17 protein-coding genes and 1 tRNA gene are annotated in these 16,664 nt (G+C 47.8%); 13 read left to right on the top strand and 5 right to left on the bottom strand.

Features of this window, described 5'->3' with window-relative positions; genetic code table 11:
- Positions 1–395: 395 nt before the first annotated feature.
- From guaB to PGL02S_RS26540, 9 genes are all read left to right on the top strand, one after another.
- Complete coding sequence (gene guaB, locus PGL02S_RS26580) at positions 396–1,853, top strand: IMP dehydrogenase (RefSeq protein WP_006207461.1); 1,458 nt, start codon at positions 396–398, stop codon at positions 1,851–1,853.
- Between the two features lie 153 nt (positions 1,854–2,006).
- Positions 2,007–3,425 (top strand): D-alanyl-D-alanine carboxypeptidase family protein, encoded by a 1,419-nt coding sequence (locus PGL02S_RS26575; protein WP_036642889.1) that lies wholly within the window; start codon positions 2,007–2,009, stop codon positions 3,423–3,425.
- Between the two features lie 159 nt (positions 3,426–3,584).
- The gene (gene pdxS / locus PGL02S_RS26570; protein ID WP_006207463.1) at positions 3,585–4,466 is read left to right on the top strand and encodes a pyridoxal 5'-phosphate synthase lyase subunit PdxS; all 882 of its coding nucleotides are present in this window, start codon (positions 3,585–3,587) and stop codon (positions 4,464–4,466) included.
- Between the two features lie 15 nt (positions 4,467–4,481).
- Positions 4,482–5,069 carry a pyridoxal 5'-phosphate synthase glutaminase subunit PdxT gene (gene pdxT / locus PGL02S_RS26565; protein ID WP_006207464.1) on the top strand — a complete coding sequence of 196 codons (588 nt, stop codon included), beginning with the start codon at positions 4,482–4,484 and terminating at the stop codon, positions 5,067–5,069.
- 187 nt (positions 5,070–5,256) lie between these two features.
- Entirely contained in the window at positions 5,257–6,540 is a 1,284-nt protein-coding gene (gene serS / locus PGL02S_RS26560; RefSeq protein WP_006207465.1) for a serine--tRNA ligase, read from the top strand.
- A gap of 72 nt (positions 6,541–6,612) precedes the next feature.
- A tRNA-Ser gene (locus PGL02S_RS26555) sits at positions 6,613–6,701 on the top strand.
- Positions 6,702–6,867: 166 nt separating this feature from the next.
- Positions 6,868–7,209, top strand: a complete 342-nt coding sequence (locus PGL02S_RS26550) for a hypothetical protein (RefSeq protein WP_006207466.1) — start codon at positions 6,868–6,870, stop codon at positions 7,207–7,209.
- Positions 7,210–7,305: 96 nt separating this feature from the next.
- On the top strand, positions 7,306–7,455 hold the full coding sequence (locus PGL02S_RS26545) for a hypothetical protein (protein ID WP_006207467.1): 150 nt from the start codon (positions 7,306–7,308) through the stop codon (positions 7,453–7,455).
- Between the two features lie 305 nt (positions 7,456–7,760).
- Positions 7,761–8,846 carry a hypothetical protein gene (locus PGL02S_RS26540; protein ID WP_006207469.1) on the top strand — a complete coding sequence of 362 codons (1,086 nt, stop codon included), beginning with the start codon at positions 7,761–7,763 and terminating at the stop codon, positions 8,844–8,846.
- Positions 8,847–8,911: 65 nt separating this feature from the next.
- Here the strand turns inward: PGL02S_RS26540 and tadA are convergent, their stop codons facing one another.
- Complete coding sequence (gene tadA, locus PGL02S_RS26535) at positions 8,912–9,403, bottom strand: tRNA adenosine(34) deaminase TadA (protein WP_006207470.1); 492 nt, start codon at positions 9,401–9,403, stop codon at positions 8,912–8,914.
- 352 nt (positions 9,404–9,755) lie between these two features.
- On the opposite strand from tadA, the gene PGL02S_RS26530 reads away from it, so the two are divergent.
- Both PGL02S_RS26530 and rluF read left to right on the top strand, forming a co-directional pair.
- Positions 9,756–12,050, top strand: a complete 2,295-nt coding sequence (locus tag PGL02S_RS26530) for an ATP-binding protein (RefSeq protein WP_063455971.1) — start codon at positions 9,756–9,758, stop codon at positions 12,048–12,050.
- Between the two features lie 33 nt (positions 12,051–12,083).
- A complete protein-coding gene (gene rluF / locus PGL02S_RS26525; protein ID WP_006207471.1) occupies positions 12,084–12,785 on the top strand; it encodes a 23S rRNA pseudouridine(2604) synthase RluF in 702 nt (233 codons plus the stop codon).
- A gap of 104 nt (positions 12,786–12,889) precedes the next feature.
- Here the strand turns inward: rluF and motB are convergent, their stop codons facing one another.
- Together motB and motA are read right to left on the bottom strand one after the other, a co-directional pair.
- A complete protein-coding gene (motB, locus tag PGL02S_RS26520; RefSeq protein ID WP_006207472.1) occupies positions 12,890–13,711 on the bottom strand; it encodes a flagellar motor protein MotB in 822 nt (273 codons plus the stop codon).
- On the bottom strand, positions 13,695–14,495 hold the full coding sequence (gene motA / locus PGL02S_RS26515) for a flagellar motor stator protein MotA (protein ID WP_006207473.1): 801 nt from the start codon (positions 14,493–14,495) through the stop codon (positions 13,695–13,697). The genes motB and motA overlap by 17 nt, the downstream gene beginning before the upstream one ends.
- Positions 14,496–14,686: 191 nt before the next feature.
- Here motA and PGL02S_RS26510 point away from each other — a divergent pair, with 191 nt between their 5' ends.
- On the top strand, positions 14,687–14,980 hold the full coding sequence (locus PGL02S_RS26510) for a hypothetical protein (RefSeq protein ID WP_006207474.1): 294 nt from the start codon (positions 14,687–14,689) through the stop codon (positions 14,978–14,980).
- A 109-nt stretch (positions 14,981–15,089) separates the two neighbouring features.
- Entirely contained in the window at positions 15,090–15,401 is a 312-nt protein-coding gene (locus PGL02S_RS26505; protein ID WP_006207475.1) for a 4a-hydroxytetrahydrobiopterin dehydratase, read from the top strand.
- A gap of 115 nt (positions 15,402–15,516) precedes the next feature.
- Here PGL02S_RS26505 and PGL02S_RS26500 read toward each other — a convergent pair whose 3' ends face one another.
- A complete protein-coding gene (locus PGL02S_RS26500) occupies positions 15,517–15,873 on the bottom strand; it encodes a c-type cytochrome (RefSeq protein WP_006207476.1) in 357 nt (118 codons plus the stop codon).
- A 160-nt stretch (positions 15,874–16,033) separates the two neighbouring features.
- Entirely contained in the window at positions 16,034–16,534 is a 501-nt protein-coding gene (locus PGL02S_RS26495) for a GNAT family N-acetyltransferase (protein ID WP_036642896.1), read from the bottom strand.
- Positions 16,535–16,664 lie beyond the last annotated feature (130 nt).

The following is a 16,664-nucleotide window of genomic DNA, read 5'->3' as shown; positions in this document are numbered from 1 at the left end:
GTTATCGATAGCGGTCTTTTCCTATAGTTCAGCTCTTACATTTGTAAATAACAGACTATCCCGTGCTGGCTTGGGTGATACTATGCGACAGGCTGCTGTAATCCCATGGATGATCCGAAGTGATCAGGGAATGGGAGAGAAGGTGTAAACGTGGATAAGTCTCCATTTTATAGAAGAAACTCATTGGTTTTGTCCACTATGAAGAGACAAGGTAACACGCTGGATGGATACTTGTGACCTCCATAAAAAGGGCCAATTCAATCCTTGACAGCCTATGGACCCTTTGCTAAGATGGCAATAATATATTTCTGAAAATACATTGAAAATGCCGTCCGGTCCCGCTCTGACAGTAGTTGTAGTCCGCAGGAAGACGACAAAAAGGAGGAATAACCCAGGTGTGGGAAGATAAGTTTAGCAAGGAAGGCTTCACTTTTGACGATGTATTGTTGGTTCCTAGAAAATCCGAGGTGCTTCCAAAAGAAGTGGATGTTAGCACAAAATTGAGCGAGCATGTGAGATTGAACATTCCCCTCATCAGTGCTGGAATGGATACCGTAACGGAAGCTCCTTTGGCAATTGCCATTGCTAGAGAAGGCGGAATCGGCATTATTCATAAAAATATGACCGTTGAACAACAAGCAGAAGAGGTAGATCGGGTTAAACGTTCGGAAAGCGGTGTTATCACGAATCCGTTCTCGCTTCATGCTGATCATCTTGTATCCGATGCAGAGAAACTCATGGGCAAATTCCGGATTTCCGGAGTGCCGATCGTGGATGAGAGCAATAAACTGATCGGGATTTTGACCAACCGTGATTTGCGGTTTGTGCATGACTACAGTACGGTAATCAGTGAAGTGATGACCAGTGAGAACCTGGTAACGGCTCCGGTAGGAACGACACTTCAGGATGCCGAAATGATCCTGCAAAAGCATAAGATCGAGAAGCTGCCTCTAGTAGATGAAGATAATGTTCTTAAAGGGCTTATTACAATTAAAGACATTGAGAAAGCAATCCAGTTCCCTAGAGCGGCGAAGGATGCACAAGGACGTCTCCTGGTGGGTGCGGCAATCGGGATCTCCAAAGATACATTCGAAAGAGCAGAAGCGCTTGTAAAAGCCGGTGTAGACGTCATTACTGTTGACTCCGCTCACGGACATCACATCAACATCATTGATTCCGTTCGCAAGCTGCGTGAAATTTATCCGGATCTAACCATCATTGCGGGTAATGTAGCTACAGGTGAAGCTACAAGAGATCTTATCGAAGCCGGAGCATCTGTTGTTAAAGTCGGTATCGGACCGGGATCCATTTGTACGACCCGCGTCATTGCTGGTATTGGCGTACCGCAAATCACAGCAATTTATGACTGTGCGACCGTTGCTAAGGAGTACGGCGTGCCAATTATTGCCGATGGCGGTATTAAATACTCCGGAGAAATCACGAAAGCCATCGCAGCCGGAGCAAGTGCCGTCATGCTGGGCAGCATGTTTGCCGGTACGGAGGAAAGCCCGGGCGAAGCTGAGATCTACCAAGGACGTCGTTTCAAGGCGTATCGCGGGATGGGTTCCCTTGCTGCTATGAAACAAGGCAGTAAAGATCGTTACTTCCAGGATGACGACAAGAAATTGGTGCCGGAAGGCATCGAGGGTCGTGTTGCTTACAAAGGGCCTTTGGCCGATACCATTCATCAGTTGATTGGTGGATTGCGTTCCGGCATGGGCTATTGCGGCACGCAAAACCTGGATGAGCTGCGTAATGACACTCAGTTTATCCGTATTTCAGGCGCAGGGCTTCGCGAGAGTCATCCGCATGATATCCAAATCACCAAAGAAGCACCTAACTATTCCTTGTAATACACTGAAGTGAAACAAGGATAGACAATATATGTCATATATTTCCTGGACAAGCTGGATGAAATTCATCTAGCTTGTCTTTTTTTGATACCCCCCCTATGATAGAATAGAACAAGTTAATGACTTATTGAGAATTAGAGGGGAGTTATTCCATTGATAGACAAGTCTGTAAAGAAGAATAAACGACAACGAATTCAAAGAACGCTGGCATCCTTGATGCTGTTTAATATACTGTGTTTCTCCGCTGCACCGGCGGTTTCATTGGCAGCACCTCATATGCTGGCAACAGCGGATACGACCAATGCTACAGATGATAAAGCAGCAACCGACAAGGCTGCAAAGGATAATGCCAAGCCGGATAAAGTTCCATCCATAGATCAGCTTGGATTGGACGTCAGCTCTGCCGTATTGATCGAGCCTTCTACAGGGCAGGTCCTGTTATCGGTTAATGCTGATGAAGCATTGCCGCCGGCCAGCATGACCAAGATGATGACGGAGTACATCGTTGCGGAGAAAGTTAAGCAAGGTGAGCTAGCTTGGGATGAAATGGTCTCGGTAAAAGAGAATGCAGAAAAAACGGTGGGCTCACGGATATTTTTGGCTGAGGGCGACCAACATACAGTCGAAGAGCTCTACATAGCTATGGCTGTAGGTTCAGCTAACGATGCTACGGTAGCACTGGCTGAGCATGTGGCTGGTTCCGAGGAAGAGTTTGTTACCCTGATGAACGACACGGCAAAAAAGATGGGGCTGAAAACGGCATTCTTCATTAACTCTACAGGTCTCAGCCGTGCGGATATGCCCGAGAAATATCGTCCTGCAGAGGACAAGGAAACGGTAATGTCAGCAATGGATACAGCGTTACTGGCCAAATTCATCGTTGAGGATCATCCTGATTTTGCAAGATTCACGGCCATTCAATCCCACAAATTTCGACCGCGCGACACGCATCCAATTATCAACTATAACTGGATGCTTGAAGCCAATAAAGATATCACCAACTTCAAGAAATATGCTTACGAAGGTCTGGACGGATTAAAGACAGGCCATACCAATGCAGCTAAGTATTGCTTCGCGGGTACCGCTGAGCGTGATGGCATGCGTCTGATTAGCGTGGTTATGGGCACAAAATCCGAAGGAGCTCGTTTTGTAGAATCCAAAAAAGTCCTGGATTACGGCTTTGACAACTTCGAAGTGAAGGAAGTTCAAGCTGCTGGGGCAACCGTTGAAGGCTTTGATAGCATTGAGGTGAAGAAGGGTAAAGGCAAGCAAACTGCAGTCGTAACCGATAAAGCAGTCACTTTTGTTGTACCCAAAGGATCGACTGGCAAGAATATTACGTTCGAAGCCAAGCTGGACTCCTCCAGCATGACAGCTCCAGTGGCTAAAGGTACGAAGGTGGGCACGGTGACCTACACCTATAAAATTGAAGGCATAAAGGATGCCCAGACCGAAACGGTGAACTTAATCACGGCGGATGAGGTTGAGAAGGCAGGCTGGTTCAGTTTGTTCCTGCGGGCAATCGGCGATTTTTTTGCGGATTTGTTTGATTCCATCAAAAATCTTTTTTAACAGCTATAAATTCCGAGTAAATGGGTTGTATATTTGATTTTGATGCGGTAAAATATCGAGTTAGATTCATTGCAAGTATGTACCTATATAGGCACAGACCATATCGCCAGGATTGCGTTATGGCGATGAGATACAACATATAATCGGGAGGCTAGGGGCATGGAAACAGGAACATCAACGGTAAAAAGAGGTATGGCGGAAATGCAAAAAGGCGGCGTCATTATGGACGTCATGAATGCGGAACAAGCGAAAATCGCTGAAGCTGCCGGTGCAACGGCAGTTATGGCGCTGGAGCGTGTTCCTTCCGATATTCGCGCTGCTGGGGGAGTGGCACGGATGGCTGACCCAACGATCGTTGAGGAAGTCATGAAGGTTGTATCCATTCCGGTTATGGCCAAAGCTCGTATCGGTCATTATGTCGAAGCGAAAGTGCTGGAGTCTCTTGGTGTGGATTACCTTGATGAGAGTGAAGTTCTGACACCGGCAGATGAAGTGTTCCATATCGATAAATGGGATTTCACGGTACCATTCGTATGCGGAGCGAAGGATCTTGGTGAAGCGCTGCGTCGTATTGGTGAAGGCGCGTCGATGCTTCGTACGAAGGGTGAGCCGGGAACAGGCAATATCGTGGAAGCTGTTCGCCATATGCGTTTGATCAACAGCCAAATCCGTAAAGTTCGTAACATGTCGAAGGACGAGCTGTATGCAGAAGCGAAAAACCTGGGTGTTTCCTATGACCTCCTGAAAGGCATCCATGAGACAGGCAAGCTTCCCGTGGTTAACTTTGCAGCTGGTGGTATAGCAACACCTGCAGATGCCGCATTGATGATGCATTTGGGCGCTGACGGGGTCTTCGTGGGATCCGGTATTTTCAAATCGGACAGCCCTGAGAAATTTGCACGGGCGATCGTAGAAGCGACTACACATTATGATGATTATAAATTGATTGCCGAAGTATCCAAGAATCTGGGTACTCCGATGAAAGGCATCGAGATATCCAAGCTTAGTCCAGCCGAGCGTATGCAGGATCGCGGCTGGTAAGAGAGAAGGGGTAACATGAAGGTCGGAGTACTGGCACTTCAGGGTGCCGTTGCAGAGCATATTCGAAGCATATCCCTTGCCGGTGCAGAGGGCGTTCCGATCAAGCGGAGAGAGCAGCTTCAGGACGTTGACGGTTTAATCATTCCTGGCGGAGAGAGCACCACCATTGGCAAGCTTATGCGTAAATACGGCTTTATGGATGCAATTACTCAATTCTCAACCCAAGGCAAACCGATATTCGGTACTTGTGCCGGACTGATTGTGCTTGCTGAGCGAATTCAAGGGGATGAAGAGGCGCATTTGAAGCTCATGGACATCACGGTAGCCCGTAACGCATTTGGACGTCAGCGCGAGAGCTTTGAGACCGATCTGGATGTCAAAGGAATCGATGAGAAGGTTCGCGCTGTTTTTATTCGAGCACCGCTGATTCTGGAAGTGGGCGCAGGCGTTGAGGTTCTCTCCACGTATAAGGATGAGATCGTTACAGCCAGACAGAGGCATCTGCTTGCGGCCTCGTATCATCCGGAGCTGACGGACGATTATCGTCTCCATCAATATTTTGTGGAGATGGTCCGCTCGCAGTCCGCAGCCGCACAGAAGTAATAGCTACAGCAGAAGACATCTTGACTCTTAGGCAGTATACAGGAGTCAAGTTGTCTTTTTCGCTGAAATGCAATAAGATGTATCGTATGTAATAGAGGTCATGCAGCCTTGTCCCAAGGCTTTTTGTAGACATAGAGGGCAGCTGCTTCGATATACTGATGGATGTTTTACTTTAGGAGGGTTTCCCGTGTTAGACGTAAAAATATTGCGCAGCGAGTACAGTCGTGTAGAAGAAGCGCTGAAGAATCGTGGCAAATCGCTCGATTTAATTGCGGATTTTCCTAAGCTTGACGCCCGGCGCCGGGAGTTGCTGCAGGAAAGCGAAAGTTTGAAGAACCGCCGCAACACCGTGTCGGCTGAAGTAGCCAGGCTGAAGAAGAATCGTGAGAATGCAGATGAGCTGATTCTGGAGATGCGAGAAGTGTCAGACCGGATTAAAGCGATGGATGAGGAAGTGCGTGAGCTGGAAGCGAGTATTTCCGAGCTTACCTTGGCGATTCCGAATATTCCTCACGAGAGTGTGCCGGTAGGCGCCTCGGAGGAGGAGAACGTGGAGATCCGCCGGTGGGCGGAGCCTAATGCCTTCGATTTCGAGCCTAAGGCTCACTGGGAGCTTGCTCAGAATCTGGGCATACTGGATTTTGAAGCAGGTGCGAAGGTGACAGGTTCCCGCTTTACGTTCTATAAAGGTCTGGGTGCTCGCCTGGAGCGTGCCTTAATCAGTTTCATGATGGATCTGCACAGCGACAAACACGGCTATGAAGAAATGCTGCCTCCATATATCGTCAACCGGGACAGCCTGTACGGAACCGGACAGCTTCCTAAATTTGAAGAGGATTTATTCAAGATCAGCGATACGGATTACTATTTGATCCCAACGGCGGAGGTTCCCGTAACGAACTACCATCGTGAAGAAATCCTGAACATCGAGGATCTGCCAAAATACTATGTGGCCTACAGTTCCTGTTTCCGTTCCGAAGCCGGTGCGGCAGGGCGCGACACACGCGGACTCATTCGTCAGCATCAGTTCAATAAGGTGGAGATGGTGAAGATCGTAAATCCGGAAACATCCTTTGATGAGCTTGAGAAGATGACAACGGATGCAGAGCGTGTGCTTCAGCTGCTAAATCTTCCATATCGCGTGATGGCCCTTTGTACAGGGGACATGGGCTTTGGCTCCATGAAGACATATGATTTGGAAGTATGGCTCCCAGAGAGCGGCGTATACAGGGAAATTTCCTCCTGTTCGAATATAGGGGACTTCCAGGCTCGTCGTGCCAATATCCGCTTCCGTCCGGAGCCGAAGAGCAAGCCGGAGTTTGTCCACACCTTGAACGGTTCCGGGCTCGCTGTGGGCCGTACAGTTGCTGCCATTCTGGAGAATTATCAACAGGCAGACGGTTCGGTGATCATTCCAGAAGTGCTTCGTCCTTATATGGGCAACGTCAGTATCATTGAGCAGAAAAAATAGTTGATAAATTATTTTGTCTTGTGGTATAATGATTTTTGCACGTGATTAATTTACGTGTAATCACTGCCACATGGAGAGGTACCGAAGCGGTCATAACGGGGCGGTCTTGAAAACCGTTAGGGGGCAACTCCACATGGGTTCGAATCCCATCCTCTCCGCCATACATAACAAATACAAACCGTTTCCTTAGGGAAACGGTTTTTTTGTATGCTTTTTTTAGCAAGGGCACACCGTTACTTGGCTTGTCCGTAAAGTTCGGCTATGTGGATGGACGCTGTATAAAACAAGGCCCATTATCGCAATTTATAGAGAAGGGGAGGTGTGAACATGAACTCAGAACTGAATGTAGATCAGGCCATGCTGGTCAATGCCTGGCAGGAAAGGCTATCAACGATTCTAAAGCCGGGCGATCGCGCCGAAGTGGCTGCGGACGAAGGGGATGCGAATGCCATCCGTATTCACATCGGTGCGGCAGGGCGCCAGGAGTATTCGTTTGATTTTCAATGCACGTATGTAGATTCAAGGGAAGTGAAGGTAGAACTGGTCGATGTGGAGCGAGATGGCGCAACGACAGATGAGCGTAACGAGAATATTCAGGGTATGGTAGGCGACTATACGCGCCATATTCATGAATGTGCTCAAGCGCTGCAGCAAATCACGCATCACTGATTATATGAAATGACATATCCCAGTCCCTTCACTTTACGAAATCAGGACAGGATTGCCGAAACCATCGTTGTTATCCACGAAATGGAGGGCTACCAGATGAGCAAGCCAAAGTCGATTCCAGTACCTGAAGCACAAGAGCAGCCGAAAAAGCGCAAGGATCATGACCGTGGCGGTCAGGAGCCGCTGTCAGGCTCACACAGAGCGAAGATCCGTAAGCAGGACGGGCATTTCAACCCGGAAGGCTAAACGGCCCAGGCGCTAATATAGAAGCGCTAGAAGCAAGAATCGTGAGAACTTCCTGTAATTCGACAGGAGGTTCTTTTTTTCGTTATGAAACCTTTTCATAAATCTTCCGTATTAGTGTGCAAGTGTAATATTTTGGGGCCCCACCTTATTCGCATGTTAAGAAGTTCAAATTTAAGACTCCTGGAAAAAGAAAGGAAATATAAATTTCAGCAAATATTCCAGAAAGTGTTTCTCATTTTAGGTAAATGGTTTATGATTAGAAGGTCTGTTATTTTTTTTGATGTTAGAGGGGAGAGAAAATTTTAATGAACAAGAAGTTTGCAGCTATCATGCTGACACTGCTGCTCACAGTGACGGTTGTGCTATCCGGCTGCGCCAAAAAAGAAGAGCCTAAAGCGGCGATGACCAATGCTGCTACGAATGCCATGAAGATGACGTCGTACGAAATGAAGAGTAAATTTGTCATTGAAGACCTTCAAGTTAACATACCTGCAGTTGAAGGCGACCCAAGTGTAACCCAGGCGATGACAATGTTGAAAAATGCTGAAGTTACCCTGGATGGCATCTATCAAGCGGAGCCTATGCAAACCGAAATGAACATGGGGATCAATCTGAAGGGCGACATGGCCATGTCCATCAACATTGATATGGTAATGACCAATGAGAAGATCTACGTCAAGGTTCCAAGCATTCCGATGCTTCCGTTCCCAGAGGATGTTGTAGGTAAGTACCTCGTGATGGATATGAAAGAGCTTGCTGAGCAATCCGGCGAAACATTTAGTCCGGAGAGCCTGGATACCGAGAAGTCTCAGAAATTCGTGAATGAAATCCTTGAAGCGTTGCTTAGCGAATATGATCAAGCCAAATACTTCAAAGATATCAATGTAAAAGATGCTGCGCTTCCAGAGGGCGTGGATGCGAAACAAGTCGTTCAATTCTTTGTAACCAATGATACGCTTAATGAAGCATTAGACATCCTGGTAAACAAGGTTGCTCCGAAGGTAGTTGATATTGCAGCTAAAGACGAGTACCGTGAATTGCTGGGTCTGACGCAAGAAGATATTGACGCAGCTAAAGCGGAAGTATCTGCTGTGAACCAAGACGAATTCAAAGCGGGCTTGGACGAAATCCAGAAATACCTGAAGATCAATACTTTTAACATCAATACAGCGATCGATAAAAAAGATTTCCCTGCTTATCAAGATGTTGTGTTGAACGTAGATTTCAATGATCCAGAAACCAATGAGAACGTGAAGTTGGCTGTGAAGGGTAGTACCCAATACAACAACATCAACGGAAAACAAGAGTTCAAAATCGGTATTCCAAAAGACGCTGATGTCATCACGATGGAGCAATTTGAGGAATCGATGAGCCAAATGGGCACTTATTAATATCGTTCATCATAGACAACAGAACCCGGCCGTCATGGCCGGGTTTTCTGTTTCTTTACATATGCTCATTTTCCACGCAAACGCCGGAAAAACTGAGTGAGCAGCGAAGCGCACTCTTCCTGGAGTACACCGTCTATGACAGTTGTGCGGTGATTGAAGCGCGGCTCCTGGAGCAAATTCATCAGAGTGCCTGCACAACCAGCTTTGGGGTCACCTGTGCCATAGATGAGCTGCGGAACCCGGGATTGCACGATGGCACCTGCGCACATGGGACAGGGCTCCAGCGTGACGTACAGACGACAGTCCAGCAGTCTCCACGCTCCAAGATGTTGACTTGCCTCACGGATGGCCACCATCTCTGCATGAGCCGTTCCATCATAAGTTGTTTCACGCAAATTGTATCCGCGACCAATAATCTCATCACCACGAACGATGACGGCGCCAATAGGAACTTCACCGAGCTCCTCGGCTTTACGTGCTTCTGCAATGGCTTCTCTCATCCAGTGTTCATGATTATGATTATCCACAGTCAGTGGGTCTATTGAATTCGGTATCAAACGAAAGTCTCCTTTCACATCCAGTCAAAACCCTGTATTTATACCCATTGTTCAACGAACATTTATTCGTTTGTTAACATGATGTGGACAGAATTGTGGATAAGTTAAATTTTATGCACAAAGTTATGCACATTATCCACAGATGAGTTGTGTATTTGTGCGCAATCTGTGGATACGTTATTTTTTTCGCCTGGAATGACCTCTTTATTGTAAGGATTCCCTATTTCAATAGCAATGTGATTGTGTAAAAAAGCGTTGTTATGCCTGTCTTTTCAAACGTTCGTGATCAAGGTATCATGAGGATATAGATTCGCAAGTCGTCTATGTGATAGCAGAAAGGTGAAGATGCCACTTGTCGATCAAGACGAAATTATCGATGATCATGTCCATATCGGTATTATTTATTCTTCTGCTCAACATTACGCTGAACTATTACACAACCCAGGAAAATTCGCAGCAGGATAGTGAAACCAAGATGGTAATGGCAGCTACTCAGATTGCCATAACGGTCCAGCAAACCGGGTTTAGTTCTGGATATGTGGATGACATATTCGGCGATATGCTGAAGGTGGCCTCGGTCAATGCGGCCAGAGCATTGGATCCGGATATTAAAAATATAACCAATCGGCAGCTGGAAGAGCTCAGCAAGGAGATCGGCGTCACGCATATTTCATTGCTGGTCCGCACTCAAGATGATATCGTGGTTGCCCGTTCCTCTGCGGAAGAGGAAATCGGTCTTTCGACTAAGAAATGGGGCTATTGGTATACCGCGTTTCAGGAGCTGTTTCAGTATGGTAAAGTCGTATCGGTTACGGAGGGGCAGCACGCCGAACATTTCTGGTCGGGACCGTTTGAGTTCTCCACATCCAATCCGGAATTTATTGATAAATGGGGGTACTATTACGACGGCAAACGCAATTATATCATTGATCCCTACATACGGAATTCGAACATCAAGGATTTTGTGAAAATTACGAGTCCGGATACGGTCGTGGAAGAGACGCTGAAATCCAATCCGCGAATATTGGAAGTGACAGGCATCAACCCTGAAACGTTTGGCAATGAATATATGAGGGAGGATGGAACGGACGACGTACATTATAAGCTTCGCAATCGACCGATAACGTTCGGTACCTATGATTACGGCAGCCTGGATCAGGATATGGAGGCCGTACAGCAGGCTGTTGCTACCCGTGATAATGTCGTATTTGTCAGCACTATTCATGGTAAAAAGGTATTGAAAAGCTTTATCCCCATCGTATCTGAGGATAAACCGACAAGTATTATCAGTGTGGTCATGGATTATGAGGCCATCTCCTCTGTCATGAGGGAGCAGATGATCAGTCTTGTGGCCATCTCGCTGGTTTTACTGGAAATCGTGATTTTTGGAAGTTATATTGTAGCGGGTTATTTTACAAAGCCGATTCAAGCCATATTGGGGACGGTCAACGACGTATCCGACGGTCACTTTAATAGAAGGCTGGAGGTAAGCAGTCGGGATGAGCTGGGCCAGCTTGCAGGCCGAATCAATGCGATGACCCGCAATTTGGGTAACTATACGAGTCAATTGAAGCAGATGGTTGATGAGAATCAGTCCGTTAAGGAATATTTGGAATCCGTCATTAATCAAACGGCGGATGCGATTCATACCACAGATACCTATGAACGTGTGATTAGCGTGAACAAAGCGTTTGAACAATTATATGGTTGGAAGGCGCATGAGGTGGTCGGGCGGAAGCTTGCGTTAGTGCCTCCGGCCAAAGAGGAAGAAGAAAAGGAACGCATCCGGCGGCTGCGGGCCGGGGAACGGCTTTCCCCGGTTGAGACCGTTCGTCTGCGCAAGGATGGCAGTACGATTGAGGTCAGCATCAGCACCTCGCTGGTGCGGGATGAGAATGGTGAGGTTACCTCGATGATTAGTGTGTCCCGGGATGTAACAGAACGCAATCGGATTGAGGAGCTGCTGCGGCGTTCGGAGAAGTTGAATACGGTTGGACAGCTGGCGGCAGGGGTTGCACATGAAATACGGAACCCTCTGACGACCCTTCGCGGATTTCTGCAGCTCCAGCAGCAGACCCATAAAACCAATCCGGATCATATTGATCTGATGCTGTCGGAGCTGGATCGAATCAACCTGATTGTCAGTGAATTCCTGATATTAGCCAAGCCGCAGGCAATTCATTTTCAGGAGAGAGACGTTAGAATTATCATGGGCGATGTCATATCTTTTCTCGATAGCCAGGCCCATCTGTACGGGATCGAGTTCAAATTGACATTTGCTGTAGAACCGACCTTTGTCCACTGTGAGGAGAACCAGCTTAAGCAGGTATTTATCAATTTGCTCAAGAATGCGATTGAAGCGATGCCGGAAGGCGGCAATGTCTGGATCGATCTTAAACGACCTAACGCAGAGCTTGTGCAGATCGACATTCGGGATGAGGGTCAAGGCATCCCGGAAGAACTTATGCCACATCTAGGTGAACCGTTTATTACCAATAAGGAGACCGGTACCGGGCTTGGGTTGATGGTCAGCCAGCGTATCATTCAGGGTCATCGTGGCACGATGGAGATTGAGAGTGAAGTGGGCATAGGCACAAAGGTGAGTATTGTCCTGCCTGCAGTGCAGCGGACTGCAATTGAGGGCTGAGCGGAAAGCAGTTACAGATAAGGGGATGGCATCTTGAGAATTAATAAATTTATCAGTGAAACAGGATATTGCTCGCGTCGTGAAGCGGATAAGCTGGTGGAGAGCGGGAAGGTAACCATTAATGGTGTGGTTGCTGTCTTGGGAAGCCAGGCTGAGGAAGGCGATGATGTCCGTATCCAGGGGCGGCCGCTTCAAGATAAGAAGAAGCATGTATATATTGCACTTTATAAGCCGGTAGGGATAACGAGTACAACTGAACTGCATATCAAGGGCAATATTGTGGATTTTGTGGGGCACAAAGAACGGATTTTTCCGATTGGACGCTTGGACAAGGACTCCGAGGGATTGATTCTGTTAACGAACGATGGGGATATCGTCAATAAAATCCTTCGCTCCGAAGGGAAACATGAGAAAGAATATATTGTCACGGTAGACCGCCCTCTTACAGATACATTCTTGAGAGGGATGTCCAGTGGCGTAAAAATTTTAGGTGAGATGACACTTCCTTGCGAGGTCACGAGAATGTCCGAGCGTGTATTCCGAATTATTCTGACAGAGGGGAAAAATCGCCAAATCCGCAGAATGTGCAGCGCCTTTGGTTATGAGGTTCGAAAGCTGCAGCGAATCCGGATTATGAATATCCGTCTTGGAAGCCAGCGCGTCGGCTCGTGGCGCGATCTCAACGAGAAGGAGAGGGAGGAGCTCGGCCGGCTGTTGAACTACAAGCTGGAGTAGTGTGACGGAAGCCGTTTGGCGGTATGCCGCATCTACACAGAACAACCGATGCCCCTGGTGACCAGGTGCATCGGTTGTTTATTGTGTGTTATAGTCTGTAGTGACTAATTTCCGTCGGTTACATCTTCAACGTTGGTAAAGGTTGCACTATCTTGGTATTTACGTATAATGGATACCTCAACCCTGCGGTTCTTGGCTCGTCCGGCTTCGGTTTTGTTATCGGCGATCGGATGGTATTCGCCGTAGCCAATCGGCATGAACCGTTTCGGATCAAGCGCAGAGTTGGTCAGCAGTATTTTCATAAACTGCAAAGCTCGATCCGAGCTCAGGTCCCAGTTGGAAGGATACCTGCTGTTGGCGATCGGGACATTATCCGTATGGCCGGATACGATGATTTCATAATCCGGGAACTTGTGCAGCATTTGTGAGATGGCTTTGGCCAGCTTACGGGCCTCAGGCTTCACAACGGCTTCGCCGGAAGGGAACAAGGCGTTGTCCCGTATCGTAATGACGAGCTGGGAGTGATTCAGCTTCGTGCTGAGCTCCGAAGTTAAACCGTTATTTTTAATATAGTTATCAAGCTGCTTCTTCAGTTTCTCCAGGTCCTCTTGTTCTTGGCGCATTAACTCAGCCCGTCTTTGGTCAGGGGTTGTAGCGGGAACGTTAGGGGACGATGCCTTATGATCATTAACGTTCGGCGGATCTTCGCTGGGCAGCGTTTTGCTGTAATCCAGCACGCCGGTACCCCCGGTGAGAGCAACGCTGAAGGCTTCGCTCATCTCTTGAAATTTGCGTGCATCGGTCGCGCTCATGGCGTAAAGCACCAGGAACAAGGCCAGAAGCAATGTCAAAAGGTCTGCATAAGGAAGGAGCCAGGATTCATCGGCATGCTCCTCATGCGGCTCGTGCCTAGTCTTTTTGCTCACTAGCACCAGCCTCCCTCTCACTGAGCTCAGCCCGTTCGGACGGTGTCAGGAACACGGAGAGCTTCTGATTAATTGCGATGGTGGACACACCGGATTGAATGGACAGCAGGCCTTCTACCATCATCAAGCGGATTTCAACTTCGCGTTTGGATAGACGCTTCAGCTTGTTCGCAATGGGATGACAGATGACATAACCGGTGAAGATACCAAGCAGGGTAGCAATAAATGCAGCTCCAATCGCATGGGCAAGTTCTCCCATATCTTCCATATGGGAAAGTGCAGCGATCAGGCCGATAACGGCTCCAAGTACCCCAAGGGATGGTGCATACATACCCGCCTGGGAGAAGATCAAGGCGCCAGAGCGATGGCGTTCCTCGGTGGCATTAATATCTTCCATTAATACATCGCGTACGAATTCCTGATCATTTCCATCGATGATCATACGCATACCGTTACGCAGGAAGGTGTCATCAATCTCATCGACCTTGGTCTCCAGCGCGAGCAGTCCTTCACGGCGTGTGATCGAAGCCCATTCCATAAACAGCTTGATCATGTCCGTTTTGTCCATCAGATTCTGTTTGAGAAAGGTCATCTTGACCAGCTTTGGAATCTTTTTCAGCTCGACTAGTGGAAACCCGATGAATAAGGTTGCTGCCGTGCCGCCAAGAATGATTAGATAGGCTGCCGGATTATACAGAGCGAGAAGGGAGGCGCCTTTCAGAAGCATGCCCACCACTACCGCGACGATACCGATGATTAAGCCTATAATTGTTGAAATTTCCATACCACACCTCATCCGTGAGAAATAAAATAACGAATCCATTCGTCAGAGCGGCTCTCATGGAGAACCGGGCGCCTTTTGTGGGGCGTTATCCTATTTATCGTCAGGTCGGGCTTTTTTTTTTAGTTGTAATTTCCGGTATAATGGAAGGAAGGGAAACGAGGCTAAGTACGGCAAGGAAAGGAGTGATCGAGATGGGCGTTAAGCACGGAAGAGATTACGGCGAAATTCTGGCAGAATTAACGGAAGCGGTTGGGAGAATTTCCGACAGCTATGTCTTCTTTGAAATGGAAGCGGAGGAATGGAACAATCTGGGCGAGGCCGAGAAAACGGAGGTTCATGAGGCGCTGGCAGAGGATCTGTTCTACGCTTTGGGTACCGAACCGGTTATTAGCGTGGGCAGCGGCGTTGTCATGCATGACCAGACCAACCATCGAATACATATTTTGATTGGTGAAGAAGAACTGGCCTTTGTAGCTCTTGTATAATCACGTCAGTTATGAACAGATACTGGGCAGAATAGAATAGATGACAGAATGCCAATACAATGTGTCAGTCTGCTTTACGATAGGTTTTTTTCGGGGAGGAAGATAAAAGATGCTTTATACGCAGCAAGAAGTAGAGGCTCATCTGGAAAAGCTTGAGGGTTGGGAGTTTGAGCAAGGGAGATGGATTGTACGAAAGTATACCTTTTCCTCCTTCATGAAGGGAATCGCTTTTGTTGATGAAGTGGCAGCTATTTCGGAAGCTTTCGGACATCACCCCTACATCACCATAGATTATAAAGTTGTTACGCTGCGTCTTACTTCATGGGATGACGGCGGCATTACGGCTGTGGATATTAAGGAAGCGCAGCAATTTAACGAGGCCTACGAGAAGAGTCGTTCCAAGGACAGCAAGGCGGAGTAATAGAAGCGGGAGACAATGAGGATGTTAGAATCGCCATAGGCCCCAATTAATGTAAAAACACGCTTGCACCGGTAGGTTCTCCGGATATCAAGCGTGTTTTGCGTGTAAGCTGATTTTATTTTTTCTCAGCAAGGTACAGCGCGATGTTTGCGATTTCTTCAGGCTTCAGCTGATCTTTAAAGGAAGGCATTCCTTTACGACCTTTGGTTACAACGTTGAAGATGGCATCCGCATCCATATGTCCGCCTACCTGATTCAGAGCTGGTCCAGCGCCGCCTTGAAGCTGGTCACCGTGACAGCTAATGCAGCTTGCTTTCAGTGTGGCTTCCGCTGCGGCAGCATCGAGAGTCACTTCCGGCATGGTTGGCTTCTCTTCCTGAGCTACCTGTTCCTTACCTGGGAGCGTAAACATCAGCGCGATAGCCAACGCACATGCGACGAAGAACAATCCGCTCATGATCCATTTTTGCATCGTCATATCGTCCCTTCTATGTATACTGCACTTTTGCACTTGTCTCCATTATAAACCAACATCCCTAGACAGCATAGCCAGTTGTGACAAAAAAAGCAACGATCCAAAGAGGCTTCATAAAAAATACACAAATTTGTGCTTTTTCATATAGACAAGCTTACTATTCCTCATTTGCTGGAGGCTCATACACCATACAGTGGAAAATGCCTTTTCCCTGCGGAGTAAGCCGCTCATACGTATCGGTGATGCGAAATCCCGCCCCTTCATAAGCACGGATCGCACGCTCATTCCAGGTCATTACTTCCAGATCAATCTCATCCGTAGGCCTCCTGCGCCTGGCCTCCTGCGTTATGGTCTGCATAAATCGTTTACCCATTCCACGCCCGCACCAATCAGGCCGCATGCCAAGCCCGATCCGTGTCACTTCGTGTATGGGAAACAGCTGGGCAAACCCCCACAGAGAATCCTGGTCATCCAGAATCGAGATATATTGCTGCTGGCGTATGATCGGATCGCCAAATTCCACCTCGAGCCCTTTCATCTGCTCCCAAGGAAGGAAGCCATAGATATCGTAAGGAGGGGGATAGGACCAGGTGCATATTTCTTCAGCGTGTTCCTCACGCATGATGATGGCGCGAAATGAAATAGGGGTAACATCCATTGGTAGTTTCCTCCATTCGTATATTATCCATGTACCCTTTATATAAGGGAGCGAGCTGCATGAAAAAGCCCGTCAAAGAGAGGCGGGCTCTCCTTTAACGGGCAGTAGGTCTGTGCACTGGATCGTCAGC

Origin of the sequence: Paenibacillus glucanolyticus NBRC 15330 (assembly GCF_004000885.1) — a bacterium.
Classification (GTDB): Bacteria; Bacillota; Bacilli; order Paenibacillales; family Paenibacillaceae; genus Paenibacillus_AQ; species Paenibacillus_AQ glucanolyticus.
The sequence above is the reverse complement of the archived record's forward strand: the minus strand, read 5'-3'. Positions and strand labels throughout refer to the sequence as shown.